The organism is Lentzea sp. NPDC004782, from assembly GCF_040609115.1.
In the GTDB taxonomy this organism is placed as follows: Bacteria; Actinomycetota; Actinomycetes; order Mycobacteriales; family Pseudonocardiaceae; genus Lentzea.
This window is the reverse complement of sequence record NZ_JBEXJN010000012.1, coordinates 77657-90883: the sequence shown is the minus strand read 5'-3', so window position 1 is coordinate 90883 and position 13227 is coordinate 77657. Positions and strand designations below refer to the sequence as shown.

Sequence of the window (13227 nt, the reverse complement as noted above, 5' to 3'; positions counted from 1 at the left end):
GTGACGCGGCACACGTTCCGAATGACGCAACACAATGTGCGGCCCCGGCGACGCGCCGTCAAGAGTTCGAGCGGGTTGTTTTGCCTGCCGGTTACTGTTGCGCGATGAGCAACTCCGACTCGGCAGCTCAGGTGCAGTCCGTGGACAGGGCCATCAGCGTGCTCGAACTACTGGCCCAGGGCGAGGCCGGTATCACCGAAATCGCAGGTGAGCTGGGTGTGCACAAGTCCACGGTGTCCAGACTCGTCTCCGTGCTGGAGTCGCGTGGCCTGGTCGAGCAGCTCGGCGAAAGAGGCAAGTACGCCATCGGGTTCGGGGTTGTGAGGCTGGCCGGCGCGGCGACCGGTCGCATGGACCTGACCAAGCTGGGCCAGCCGGTGTGCCAGGCGCTGGCGGACTCGTTCGGCGAGACCGTCAACATCGCCGTGCACGACGCCGGGGTCGCCATCAACATCACGCAGGCCCGCGGGTCGGCCGCGGTGTCGGCGGTGAACTGGATCGGCCAGCGCACGCCGCTGCACGCCACGTCGTCCGGCAAGGTTCTGCTCGCCCACCTGCCGCCGGAGGAGCAACGGCGGCTGGTCGCGCTGCCGCTCGACTCCTACACCGAGAACACGGTCGTCGACGGCAAGCGCCTGCTGGCCGAGCTGGAGGAGATCGCGGCGCAGGGCTACGCGGCCTGCTACGAGGAACTGGAGCTGGGGCTGCACGCGGTGGCCGTGCCGGTGCGCGGCCATCGCGGTGAGGTCGTGGCGGCGATGAGCGCTTCCGGGCCGTCGTACCGGTTGTCGCGCGAGCGCGTGGAGCAGATCGTTCCCGCGATGGCGGCGGCGGCCGCGGACCTCTCGGCCCAGCTCGGCTACTTCGCGGGCTGAGAGCGCAAGTTCCGATCAAGGGCGGATGCCGGCGCGGCGGTGATCAAGAAGACTCGGACGGGACGTTCAAGCGAGAAAGCGGGTCCCGTCCGTGTTCGAACAGCTCTCCGACCGCGCCGGTGCGGTCGTCTTCGTCGTTCTGGTGCTGGCGATCTCGCTCGGTACCGCCACCATCGCCGGCGGACTGATCCTCGCCGTCTCCCCGTTGCTCGTCGTGCTGGTGATGCTTCTCGTCGTCACGCGCGAGGGGTACGGCCGGGAGGGGTGGCGGCGGCTCGGGATGGGGCGGCTCGGGCTGCGTGACTGGCCGCTCGCGATCGCCACGACCGCCGGCGTCTGCGCGGTCGCGACCGCGGCTGTCGTGGCGCTCGGGTTCGCCCGGTTCTCCGCCCCGCCGAGCGACTGGGTGCAGAACGTGGTGGCGCTGTGCATCACCGGGCCGATCCTCGCGTTCGCCGAGGAGATCGGCTGGCGCGGTTACCTCCAGCCGCGGCTCGCCTTCCTGGGCGAGTGGACGGCGATGCTCGTCATCGGCCTGGTCTGGATCTGCTGGCACCTGCCGTACGTCCTGCTCACGCCCGGCTACCACAGCGACGGCAACCGGGCCGTCGTGCTGGGTCTGTTCTCCTGCTCGGTGATCGCGTTCTCGTTCCTGTTCGGCCAACTCCGGACGAGGTCGGGCAGCCTCTGGCCGGTCGTGCTGGCCCACTTCGCGCACAACGCCGCTTTCGCCGTGCTCACCGAGTACGCGATCTCGACCGAACGACCCGTTGCGGTCCGCGAGTACCTGTCGGGAGACACCGGCCTGTTCGTGTTCATCGGCACGGCTGCGTGTGCGTTCGCGATCGGGTTCAGCCGGTCGGCCCGGCAGGCCCAAGTTGCGGTTTGACCGCACGAAAGCCCGAACGCGGTATTGACACCAGGTCGCGCTGGCCGCAGTTTGTTGCTGATGGCGGAACGAGTTCCGTTTCGCGCAACGGCGGCGAAGGGGTGTCCAGATGCCTGCAGAGGTGCCTCGCGTGGTGCTCGTGGGGGCCGGGATCGTCGGTTGTGCACTCGCCGACGAGCTCACCGAACGGGGCTTCACCGACGTCACGGTGCTGGACCAGGCTCAGGGGCTCGCGGCCGGCGGTTCGAGCAGCCACGCGCCGGGGCTCGTGTTCCAGACGAACTCCTGCCGCAGCATGACGGCCTTCGCCCGCTACACGGTCGAGAAGTACACCCGGCTCGGGTGCTTCGACCAGATCGGTGGCCTGGAGATCGCCACCAGCCCGGAACGCCTCGCCGACCTGGCGCGGCGGCACGGGTGGGCCACGTCGTGGGGCGTGGAGAGCCGCCTGGTCGACGCGGACGAGGTGGCGCGGCTGCACCCCCTGCTGGACCGCGAGCAGGTCCTGGGCGGCTTCCTGATCCCCAGCGACGGCCTCGCGAAGCCCGTGGCCGCGGCGGAGGCGCAGGCGCAGCGCGCGGTCGAGCGCGGGGCGCGGTTCGTGCTGGGGCAGAAGGTCGTCGCGGTGGAGACCGCGGGCGATCGCGTCACCGGGGTGCGGACCGAGACCGGCGTCTTCCCGGCCGACATCGTGGTGTCGTGCGCGGGCATGTGGGGACCGGTGCTGGGGGAGATGGTCGGGCTGACCGTTCCGCTCGTGCCGATGGCGCACCAGTACGTGTTCACGGGCGACGTGCGGGCGAGCGCGGAAGCGCTGGCACGGCAGCCGATCCTGCGGCACCAGGAAGCGGACCTGTACTTCCGCGCGCACGGTCAGGCGCTGGGCATCGGGGCGTACGGGCACCGGCCCATGCCGATCAGGGCGCACGACATCACCGGGTCGGAGCTGCCGTTCACCAAGGAGGACTTCGAACCCTCGTGGGAGGCGGCGGTCGAGCTGATCCCGGCGCTGGCCGAGGCCGGCGTGGACCGCGGGTTCAACGGGCTGTTCTCGTTCACCAGCGACGGGATGCCGTTGCTGGGCGAGCACCCGCGGCTGGGCGGGTTCTGGGTGGCGGAGGCGGTGTGGATCACGCACTCCGCGGGTGTCGCCAAGGCGATGGCCGAGTGGATCGTGGACGGGCAGCCGCAGCTCGACCTGCATTCGAGCGACCTCAACCGGTTCGAGCAGGTGCAGCTGGCGCCGGACTACGTCCTGGAGCGCAGCTGCCAGAACTTCGTCGAGGTCTACGACGTGCTGCACCCGTTGCAGCCCATGGAGAGTCCGCGGCCGATCAGGACCGGTCCGTTCCACTCCCGGCAGCAGGAGCTCGGGGCGTTCTTCCTGGAGGCGTCCGGGTGGGAGCGGCCGCACTGGTACGAGGCCAACGCCGACCTGCCCGAGGTCGCCGAGGTACCGGCCAGGAACGACTGGGCGAGCCGGTACTGGTCGCCGATCTGCGGGGCCGAGGCGCTCGTGACGCGCAAACGGGTCGCGCTGTTCGACATGACACCGTTGAAGCGACTGGAGGTCAGCGGAGCGGGCGCGCTGGAGTTCCTGCAGCGCATGACGACCAACAACCTCAACCGCAAACCCGGCGCGGTCGTGTACACGCTGCTGCTGGACGAGCGGGGCGGGGTGCGCAGCGACCTCACGATCGCGCGGCTCGACCAGAACACGTTCCAGGTCGGCGCGAACGGCAACCTCGACCTCGACTGGCTCACCAGGCACGCGCCGGATGGCGTCCACGTCCGGGACATCACGGCCGGGACGTGCTGCATCGGTTTGTGGGGACCGAAAGCACGCGATCTCGTCGAGCGGATCCCGCACACGCTGGACACGCAGAAGGGCTACTTCACGGCGCAGCGGGCGTTCATCAAGAACGTGCCGGTGACCGCGCTGCGACTGTCCTATGTGGGCGAACTCGGCTGGGAGCTGTACACGACGGCGGACCTCGGGCCGAAGCTGTGGGACACGCTGTGGGAGGCCGGGCAGGAGCTCGGCGTCATCGCGGCCGGGCGCGGCGCGTTCAACAGCCTGCGGCTGGAGAAGGGCTACCGGTCGTGGGGCACGGACGTGACGACCGAGCACGACCCGTTCGAGGCGGGGCTCGGGTTCGCGGTGCGCAAGGACAAGGAGTTCCTCGGCAAGGAGGCGCTCGCCGCGCGGAGCTCGGCGAAGAAGCTCACCTGCCTCACGATCGACGACCCGGCACAGGTCGTCATGGGCAGCGAACCGGTGTACCACCGAGGGCGACCCGTTGGGTACGTCACGAGCGCCGCGTACGGGTACACGACCGGGCTGAACATCGCGTACGCGTGGCTGCCCGGTGACGTCGACGGCGAGGTGGAGATCGAGTACTTCGGCGAGCGCGTCACCGCGCGTCCGGCGCAGGAGCCGTTGTTCGACCCCGAAATGAAGCGGCTCAGGGGCTGAGATGCCTTCTGGGACGGCCTATGACCCTGCTCGCTTGAGAGGCGGAGCATGACCGGCAGCCTGATCTCCACCCTTGAGGGCCGCTACTACACCGATCCCGCGATCTTCGCGCGGGAGCAGGAGCACATCTTCGAGAAGATGTGGTTCTGCGCGGTCCGCTCGGGCGACCTCGCGAACCCCGGCGACTTCCGCACCGTGCAGGTGGGGCGGGAGAGCGTCCTCATCGCGAGAGACCGCCACGGGAACCTCAACGCGTTCCTCAACGTCTGCCGGCACCGCGGCGCGCGCATCTGCGTCGACGAGGCGGGCAGCGTCAAGCGGGCGTTCCAGTGCCCGTACCACGCGTGGACCTACGCGTTGGACGGCAAGCTGATCGCCGCGCCGAACCTCACGTCGATGCCGGACGTCGACCGCGTCGAGTACGGGCTGACGAAAGTGCATCTGCGGGAATGGCTGGGCTACGCGTGGGTGTGCCTCGCCGACGAACCGCCGAGCTTCTCCGCCGACGTGCTGCACGCCGTGACAGAACGCCTCGGCTCGCTGGAGGCGATCGACGGCTACGAGATCGACCAGTTGTCCGTGGGCAAACGAATCGTCTACGACGTCAAGGCCAACTGGAAGCTGATCATCGAGAACTTCATGGAGTGCTACCACTGCGCGACGATCCACCCCGAACTCACCGAGGTGCTGCCCGAGTTCGCCGACGGCTACGCGGCGCAGTACTACGTCGGGCACGGCGCCGAGTTCGGCGACGAGATCAAGGGGTTCACCGTCGACGGCGGCGAAGGCTTCGGAAAACTCGCGGCGCTGGAGGAGGAGCGGGACAGGAAGTACTACGCGATCACCATCAAGCCGCAGGTTTTCGTGAACCTCGTGCCGGACCACGTGATCCTGCACCGGATGTACCCGCTGGCGGCCGACCGGACGATCGTCGAGTGCGACTGGCTGTACGCCAAGGAAGTGGTCGACACCGGCCGTGACGTCTCTCGCTCGGTCGAGCTGTTCCACCGGGTGAACGAGCAGGACTTCGAAGCATGCGAGCGTTGCCAGCCCGCGATGTCCTCACGTGCCTACGCGCGCGGCGGAGTGCTGGTGCCCTCGGAGCACCACATCGGCGGGTTCCACGCGTGGCTGGTCCAGAAACTGGAATCAGCCGACTAGGGGATCGACGGGTCACCCGTGCACGCGAAAGCTTGCACGGGTGATGGAGCAGAACGACTTCTTGCTCCCGGACGGGGAGCACGATCTCCTCCGCCGCATCCGGCAACTGGCCGAGCGCGCGGAACGGACGGCGCACAACCGGTCCAACCTCGTTGGGCCGCCGCCGTCGCAGGAGCACCTCGACATCCTCGCGGAGATCAGAGCACTCACCGAGGAGATGACGACTTCCAGAACGGGCAGGCGGGCCGAGGCTCTGCCCCGGCCCGCGAGAGCCGCGGACGATCTCGTCGGCGAGCGGTGGTGACGGTCAGCGGCGCTGGCCGCGCACCATCTTGACCAGGCCCTTCATCGTCTCCTCGAGCCCCGAGCCGAACGGGTTGTCGTGCACCAGGTACGTCCACGTCGAGCTCGGGCGCTTGACACCGGCGTCGGCGAGGTCGTAGCCGTCGTCGGTGATCTTGGCGGCCTCGTACTTGTCCTTCGCGAGCTCCCACGACTCCGGCACGATCTTGTTGAACGCCGGGATCGCCTCGCGGTGGAACTCGTCCAACGGGTTCTGCCTGGCCAGCGCGCGCAGGTGGATGCCCTCGCGCAGGTCGGACAGGAACGTCAGGTGGTGCGTCCACAGGTCGTCGAGGAAGAACAGCGTGATCTTGCGGGCGGCGTCGGCGGCCACCTCGTCGGACACGCCTTCCTTCCCGCCGAGCTTCTCGAACGCCGCGTCCGTGCGCAGCACCACGTCGCGGTGCTTGAGCAGCAGGTCGCGCTGGTGCTCGATGAGCTTGTTGTAGCGCCACGTGTTGCGGTGGATCTCCAGGTTCACGCCCTCCGCGACGCGCTGCGCGTGCTCGAAGGTGTGCAGCAGGCCCTTGTCCCGCACCCGGCCGTCATCGTCCACTTCGGACGGTTCCTCGGCGTCCGGCGCGTACTGGGTGATCAGCTCGTCGTGCAGCGAGGAGAAGAAGACCGAGCCACCGGGGTCGCCCTGACGTCCGGCACGGCCGCGCAGCTGGTCGTCCAGGCGTGAGGACGAGTGGCGGCCGGTGCCGATCACGTACAGACCGCCCAGCTCGGCGATCCGGTCGTGGTCCTCGCCCTCGTGGCCGCCCAGGCGGATGTCCGTACCGCGGCCGGCCATCTGGGTGGAGACGGTGATGCGCTGGTACGAACCGGCGTCGGCGATGATCGCCGCTTCCTCGGCGTCGTTCTTGGCGTTGAGCACCACGCACTCGAGCCCGGCGGCGCGCAGTTTCGAGGAGATCCGCTCGGACTCCGCGACGTCGAGCGTGCCGACGAGGATCGGGCGCCCGGTCTCGTGGACCTTCTTGATCTCCTCGACGATCGCCTCCTCCTTCTGCTCCAGCGTGGCGTAGAGGCGGAAGTGCTCGTCCTCGCGGATGTTCTCCTTGTTCGGCGGGATCACGAGCACCTCGAGCTCGTAGAACTCGCGCAGGGTCTCCGCGACGGCGACCGCGGTACCGGTCATGCCGCACCGGGTCGGGTACCGCGACAGCAGCGCCTGCACCGTCATCGAGTCGAGGATCTCACCGGACTCGGTCGTCTGGACGTTCTCCTTGGCCTCGACCGCGGCCTGCAGACCGTCCGGCCACCGCTGCAGCTTCGCGACGCGGCCGCGGGTGTCGTTGATCAGGTGCACCTTGCCGTCGCGCACGATGTAGTCGACGTCGCGGTGCAGCAGCACCTGCGCGTGCAGGGCGACGTTGACCTTCGACAGCGTCGAGGTGACGTGCTCCTGCGAGTAGAGGTCGATCTCGCCGAGCGCGCGCTCGACGGCCTCGGAGCCCGCGCCGGTGAGGAAGACGTTGCGCTCCTCGTCGTCGACCTCGTAGTGCAGGCCGTGCCGCAGCCGCTTCACGAGGTCCGCGATGACCGGGTCGGCGGCCTCGGCGCTGGTGGAACCGGCGAGCACGAGCGGCACGCGGGCCTCGTCGACGAGCACCGAGTCGGCCTCGTCGATCAGCGCGACCTCCGGCTCCGGCACGATCAGGTCTTCCGGCCTGGTGACGATCCGGTCGCGCAGGATGTCGAAGCCGATCTCGCTGACCGGTGCGTACGTGACCTCGCACTGGTAGGCCTCGCGGCGCTCCTCGCTCTTCGAGCCGCCGTTGAGCCAGCCCACCGTGACGCCGAGCAGCCGGTACAGCGGGCCCATCCACTCCGCGTCGCGCTGGGCGAGGTAGTCGTTGACGCTGACCACGTGGACGCGCTTGCCCTTGATCGCGAACCCGGCCGCCGCCATGGCGCCGGCGAGGGTCTTGCCCTCACCGGTGGCCATCTCGACGACGAGCCCGCTGAGCATGCCCAGCGCACCCAGCACCTGCACGTCGAACGGACGCTGCCCGATGGCGCGCTCGGCGGCCTCCCTCGTGAGCGCCACCAGCTCCGTGTCGTCGTGCTCCTCGCGCAGCTTCTCGGCGTGTGCCGTCAGCTCCTCGTCGCTGAACGCCTTGAACGCGTCAGCGTGTTTTTCCACGTCCTTGAGCAGTGCCTGGAACGGGGCGAGGTCAACCGACGCCGGTTTCTGCGCGAACCGGCGCATCCGCTGCTTGAAGCGCGCCATGAGAGTGGTCACGACGCAGCAACGTACGGCATCGGCTCAGGGTTCCGCAGAGGTCTTGACAGTGAAGCTCGTTTTGTCCGGTTCATCCCTCCAGCTGGGTGTCCCGCGAGACCTTCTCCCACAGCTCGATCTCGGCCTTGACCTCGGTGAGGTGCGCCAGGAGACCGTCGACGGAGTCCGGGCCGAGCGGCAGCCTGAGCGGCGTCTCGGCTGCGTCGAGGGCGGTGAGGACGGCGTGGGCGGCCTTGGCGGGGTCGCCGGGCTGCTTGCCGGCGTTCGCCTGGACCATCTGCCGGGTCTTGCCCGCGGAGTCGGCGTAGATCTCGGTGTCCTCCGACCCGCTGCTGTTCTCGAACAGGCTGGTGCGGAACGCGCCGGGCTCGACGATGAGGACTTTGATGCCGAACGACTTCACCTCGTCGGCCAGTGCCTCGCTCAGGCCTTCCAACGCGCATTTGGTGGCGCTGTACGCACCGAAGCCCGCGAACGACAGCTGTCCGCCGATGCTGCTCATCTGCACGATGGCGCCTGTCTTTCGGGCGCGCATGTGCGGGAGGACGTGGCGGATGAGCGCGGCCGGGCCGAACAGGTGCACGTCGAAGAGGCTGCGCAGCTCCTCGTCGGTGGTCTCCTCGACGGCGCCGACGTGGGTGCGGCCGGCGTTGTTGACGAGGACGTCGATGCGGCCCTCCTCGGCGATGACGTCGGCGACCGCGGTGGCGATGGCTTCGTGGTCGGTCACGTCGAGCGCGACCGGGACGACCTGGCGAGGGTGGGTCCTCACCAGGTCGTCCAGCGTTTCCGCGCGGCGTGCGGTCGCGACGACCCGGTCACCGGCTCCGATGGCCGCCTCGGCGATGGCCCTGCCGAAGCCGCTGTTGGCGCCGGTGATCAGCCACACCTTGTCGGACATGTGCTTCCCCCAACTCAGTTCGTCGCTGAATCAAGGGTTGCCAGGGTAGTCGGAGTCAAACGGCCCGGTGCGTCTCCGGGAGCTTGAGCGCCGAGAACAGCGTGGCCAGGCCCATCAGGCACAGGAACGCCGACACCGACATCGACGTCCCGGTCGCCCCGAGCAGCGCGGTCATGATGAACGGCGTGCCACCGCTGACGAGGATCGACGCCAGCTGGTAGGCGAGCGAGGCGCCCGAGTAGCGGACGTGCGGCTCGAACAGTTCGCCCAGGTACGCCGCGATCGGCCCGTAGACCAGCGACGACGCGATGCCGCCGACGGTCGCCGCGACGAACAGCGCGACGAGCGAGCCCGTGTCGACCAGCAGGAAGTACGGGAACGCCCACACCGTGAGGCCGACGGCACCCGCGATGATCAGCGGACGGCGGCCGAGCCGGTCGGACAGGTGCCCGCTGTAGAGGATCACCGGGATGCTCACGACGGACGACAGCAGGCTGACGATCAGCACGGACTCGCGGGACAGCCCGAGCGTGGTGGTGGCGTAGGACAGCACGCCGGCGATCGACACGTAGAAGATCGCGTTGGAGGCGAACATCAGGCCCGCGCCGAGCAGGACGGGCCTGCGGTGGGTCCTGACGGCCTCGCTCAGCGGTGCGGGGGCCGGTGCGTCGGTGCGTTCGGCCTGCAGCTCGCGGAAGACCGGGCTGTCCTCGACCTTGAGCTGGATGAAGAGCACCACCGGGAAGAGCAGGGCGGACGCCAGGAACGGCACGCGCCAGCCCCACGCCGCGAAGGCCTCCTTGGACAGGGTGGCGGTGGCGAGGATGAACGCCACGTTGCCCAGGAACACGCCGATCGGGACACCGGCCTGGCCGAACGTGCCCGCGAAACCGCGCTTGCCGGGGTGCGCCGACTCGGTGAGCAGCAGGACCACACCGCCCCACTGGCCGCCGACCGCGATGCCCTGCAGGAACCTGAGCAGCACCAGGAGGATCGGGGCGCCCACGCCGATGCTGCTCGACGTCGGGAGCAGGCCGATGAGGAACGTGGCGGCGGCCATCAGCCCGAGACAGATGACGAGCGCGGGCTTGCGGCCGAACCTGTCACCGACGTGGCCGAAGACCAGGCCGCCGATCGGGCGGGCGACGAAGCCCGCCCAGAACGTGCTGAAGCTCAGCAGCAGGCCGGCGATCGGGGTGGCTTCCGGGAAGAACAGCTTGGGGAACACCAGCGCCGCGGCGGTTGCGTAGATGAAGAAGTCGTACCACTCAATACTGCTGCCGACGAGTCCGGCGGCCATGAGCCTGCGCAGGGTCTTCTTTCCCGGGGCAACACTGACCACGGCTTCTCCTCACCACGTGTCGATGAACGGGCGTTTCTTCCCCTGGGAGCGGGAAGTTGCGGGGGCCAGCGCCGTGGCGATCCAACGGCGCGTGTCGGCCGGGTCGATCACGTCGTCGATCTCGAACACACTCGCGACGTTCAGCGCTTTGCCGTGCTCGTACGCGGCGGCGACCATCTGGTCGTAGCGCTGCTTGCGTTCTTGGGGGTCCTCGATGGCGTCGAGTTCGCGTTTGAACCCGAGCTTCACCGCGCCTTCGAGGCCCATCGGGCCGAACTCGCCGGTGGGCCAGGAGACGGCGAACTGCGGGACCTTGAGGCTGCCCGCCGCCATGGCCTGGGCGCCGAGGCCGTACGCCTTGCGGAGCACGACCAGTCCAAAGGGGACGGTCAGGTTGGCGCCGGTCACCACCATGCGGGTGAGGTGGCGGACGGTGGCGGTGCGTTCGGCGTCGGGGCCGACCATGAAGCCGGGGGTGTCGGTGAGCGAGACGACCGGGAGGTCGAAGGCGTCCGCCAGCTGCAGGAAACGGGCGCACTTGTCGGCCGCGCCGGCGTCGATGGCGCCGCCCAGGACGTTCGGGTCGTTGGCGATCAGGGCGAGCGGGCGGCCTTCGACGCGGACCAGCGCGGTGACGACGGCCTTGCCGAAGCCTCGGCGCAGTTCGAGGACGGAGCCGGTGTCGGCGAGGGTGTCGATCACCTTGCGGATGTCGTAGGCGCGGAGGCGGTTCTCGGGGACGGCGTGACGGAGGAGGCGCTGGTCGGCGCACGACCAGTCGGTCGTCGCGCCTTGGAAGTAGGAGAGGTAGTTCTTCGCGACGGCGACCGCTTCTTCTTCGGAGCGCACCGCGATGTCCACGACGCCGTTGGGGATCTGGACGTCCAACGGGCCGATGTCCTCCGGACGGAAGACGCCCAGGCCGCCTCCCTCGATCATCGCGGGGCCGCCCATGCCGATGTTCGCGCCCTCGACCGCGATGATCACGTCGCACGTGCCGAGCAGCACCGCGTTGCCCGCGAAGCACCGCCCGGCGACCACACCCACCAGCGGCACCTGGCCGCTGAGCCGGGCGAACGCGTGGAACGAGCCGCAGTCGAGGCCGCTGACCATGCTGTGGTCGGTGTCGCCCGGCCGTCCGCCGCCGCCCTCGGCGAACAGCACCACCGGCAGGTTCTCCTGCTGGGCCAGCGCGAACAACCTGTCCTTCTTCTGGTGGTTGCGCAGGCCTTGCGTACCGGCGAGCACGGCGTAGTCGTAGGACATCGCCACGATCCGCTGGCCGTTGACCACACCGATGCCCGCCACCATGCCGTCGGCGGGCGTGCGTTCGATCAGCTCCTCTACTGAGCGGCGCTGGCGTTGGGCGGCGATCGCCAGGCCGCCGTACTCGACGAAGTCGTCGCAGAGGTCCGCGATGTTCTCGCGTGCCGTGCGGCCACAGGCGGCGTGCCTCTTCGCGGCGGACTCGGGCCGGTCGAAGTCGTGCCGTGCCAGCACCTCGGCCAGATCCGGGCGCACGAACGACGGATCGGCCTCCGCCGAGTCCTCAGTGGACTCGCCCGGGCCGGGAGCGAGCGGCTGGCCCTCGGAGACCGTGTCGCCGACCGACACCAGCACCTCACCCGAAACCCGGACGACGTGCTGCATCTTCATCGCTTCCAGCACCACCGAGTCCGGCGTGACGTCCACGACCGTGCCCGCCATCGGCGCGCGCATGCCGGATGCCGGCTCCTCGACCGCGAAATCGGTCGTGGCGCCCACGATGTCGCGGTCCAGCAACGACTTCAGGAACTCCAGGTTCGTCGGGACGCCCTCGATCCGGAACTCGCGCAACGCCCGCCGCGCCCGGTTCAGGGCCACGTCGAGGTCCTCGCCGTGCACCACCAGCTTCGCGAGCAACCCGTCGTAGCGAGTCCCGGCCCGGTAGCCGACGTACCCGTGGGTGTCGACGCGAACGCCAGGACCGGACGGCAGCGCGAAGGAGGACAGCACGCCGCCGGACGTCTGGTTCACGCGCACCTGCACGGCGCAGCCGCGGCTGGCAGGCGTGTAGTCGACGTCGCCGCCCCATGCGAGCAGCAACTGGGTGCGCACGAGGTCCACACCGGACACCATCTCGGTCACCGTGTGCTCGACCTGCAGCCGCGGGTTGGCCTCCAGGAAGAAGAACGCGTCGCCGGCCACCAGGAACTCCACCGTGCCGACGCCGGTGTACCCCACGGCCGACGCGATCTCGGCGGCCGCGGAGTGCAGTGCCTTGCGGAGAAGGGGATCCAGCAGGGGAGCGGGCGCGATCTCCACGACCTTCTGGTGGCGCAGCTGCACCGAGCAGTCGCGGTCGCCGATCACCGACGTGCCGACGAGCTGCACCTCGATGTGCCGGGCGGAGGGCAGCAGCCGTTCGAGGTAGACGTCCCCGACCCCGAACGCCGCCAGTGCCTCCGCCCGGCACGCCTCGACCGCGCCGTCGAGGTCCTCGGGCGCGTGCACCGCCCGCATGCCCTTGCCGCCACCACCGGCGACCGCCTTCACCATCACCGGGAACTCGCCGGGTGCCGCGTCCAGCACGGGAATCCCCAGCGACGCGGCCAGCGAACGGGCGCGTTGCTTGTCGCCCAGCAGTTCCAGCACCTCGGGCGACGGTCCGACGAACGTCAGCCCGCGTTCGGCGCAGGCCCGTGCGAACGCCGCGTTCTCCGAGAGGAACCCCCATCCCGGATGCACCGCGACGCAGCCGTCGGCCGCGTCCAGCAGTTGGTCGATGTCCAGATAGGGCGAGTCGCCGCGCAACGCGACAGCGCGATCGGCGAGCGTCACGTGCAGCGAGGAGGCGTCGTCCCCCGCGTACACCGCCACGGTGCGAATCCCCAGGTCAGCGGCCGCGCGCAGCACGCGGACGGCGACCTCACCCCGGTTGGCGACGAGCAGCACGGCAATCCTCCTGAGCGACCGCTTAGTATGTGACGGCGGTCGCATGCTGCCATCTG

General features: G+C 69.4%; 9 protein-coding genes. 5 read left to right on the top strand and 4 right to left on the bottom strand.

The genetic code is table 11. The features are described from left to right. The first annotated feature begins 104 nt into the window (after positions 1 to 104). The 5 genes from ABZV40_RS13855 to ABZV40_RS13835 all read left to right on the top strand — a co-directional run bounded on the left by ABZV40_RS13855 (position 105) and on the right by ABZV40_RS13835 (position 5705). Positions 105 to 875: an IclR family transcriptional regulator gene (locus ABZV40_RS13855; protein ID WP_355439875.1), complete on the top strand. Its 771-nt coding sequence runs from the start codon at positions 105 to 107 to the stop codon at positions 873 to 875. 91 nt (positions 876 to 966) lie between these two features. Further along, on the top strand, positions 967 to 1764 hold the full coding sequence (locus tag ABZV40_RS13850) for a CPBP family intramembrane glutamic endopeptidase (RefSeq protein ID WP_355439872.1): 798 nt from the start codon (positions 967 to 969) through the stop codon (positions 1762 to 1764). Between the two features lie 109 nt (positions 1765 to 1873). Then, positions 1874 to 4240, top strand: coding sequence for an FAD-dependent oxidoreductase (locus ABZV40_RS13845; RefSeq protein ID WP_355439869.1), 2367 nt, complete (start codon positions 1874 to 1876; stop codon positions 4238 to 4240). A 48-nt stretch (positions 4241 to 4288) separates the two neighbouring features. Continuing rightward, a complete protein-coding gene (locus ABZV40_RS13840; RefSeq protein ID WP_355439866.1) occupies positions 4289 to 5401 on the top strand; it encodes an aromatic ring-hydroxylating dioxygenase subunit alpha in 1113 nt (370 codons plus the stop codon). Between the two features lie 43 nt (positions 5402 to 5444). Next, the gene (locus ABZV40_RS13835) at positions 5445 to 5705 is read left to right on the top strand and encodes a hypothetical protein (RefSeq protein ID WP_355440147.1); all 261 of its coding nucleotides are present in this window, start codon (positions 5445 to 5447) and stop codon (positions 5703 to 5705) included. A gap of 3 nt (positions 5706 to 5708) precedes the next feature. Here ABZV40_RS13835 and secA2 read toward each other — a convergent pair whose 3' ends face one another. From secA2 to ABZV40_RS13815, 4 genes are all read right to left on the bottom strand, one after another. Further along, positions 5709 to 7994: an accessory Sec system translocase SecA2 gene (gene secA2, locus ABZV40_RS13830; RefSeq protein WP_355439863.1), complete on the bottom strand. Its 2286-nt coding sequence runs from the start codon at positions 7992 to 7994 to the stop codon at positions 5709 to 5711. Positions 7995 to 8064: 70 nt separating this feature from the next. Continuing rightward, positions 8065 to 8895 (bottom strand): oxidoreductase, encoded by an 831-nt coding sequence (locus tag ABZV40_RS13825; protein WP_355439859.1) that lies wholly within the window; start codon positions 8893 to 8895, stop codon positions 8065 to 8067. A 55-nt stretch (positions 8896 to 8950) separates the two neighbouring features. After that, positions 8951 to 10237, bottom strand: a complete 1287-nt coding sequence (locus tag ABZV40_RS13820) for an MFS transporter (protein WP_355439857.1) — start codon at positions 10235 to 10237, stop codon at positions 8951 to 8953. Positions 10238 to 10246: 9 nt separating this feature from the next. Further along, positions 10247 to 13171 carry a carboxyl transferase domain-containing protein gene (locus ABZV40_RS13815; protein ID WP_355439853.1) on the bottom strand — a complete coding sequence of 975 codons (2925 nt, stop codon included), beginning with the start codon at positions 13169 to 13171 and terminating at the stop codon, positions 10247 to 10249. Positions 13172 to 13227: the final 56 nt, after the last annotated feature.

What these genes read in the sequence shown, in the direction of transcription:
- ABZV40_RS13825 (WP_355439859.1), bottom strand. Translation starts at nt 8,895, where the DNA reads ATGTCCGACAAGGTGTGGCTGATCACCGGCGCCAACAGCGGCTTCGGC.
- ABZV40_RS13845 (WP_355439869.1), top strand. Translation starts at nt 1,874, where the DNA reads ATGCCTGCAGAGGTGCCTCGCGTGGTGCTCGTGGGGGCCGGGATCGTC.
- ABZV40_RS13840 (WP_355439866.1), top strand. Translation starts at nt 4,289, where the DNA reads ATGACCGGCAGCCTGATCTCCACCCTTGAGGGCCGCTACTACACCGAT.
- ABZV40_RS13835 (WP_355440147.1), top strand. Translation starts at nt 5,445, where the DNA reads ATGGAGCAGAACGACTTCTTGCTCCCGGACGGGGAGCACGATCTCCTC.
- ABZV40_RS13855 (WP_355439875.1), top strand. Translation starts at nt 105, where the DNA reads ATGAGCAACTCCGACTCGGCAGCTCAGGTGCAGTCCGTGGACAGGGCC.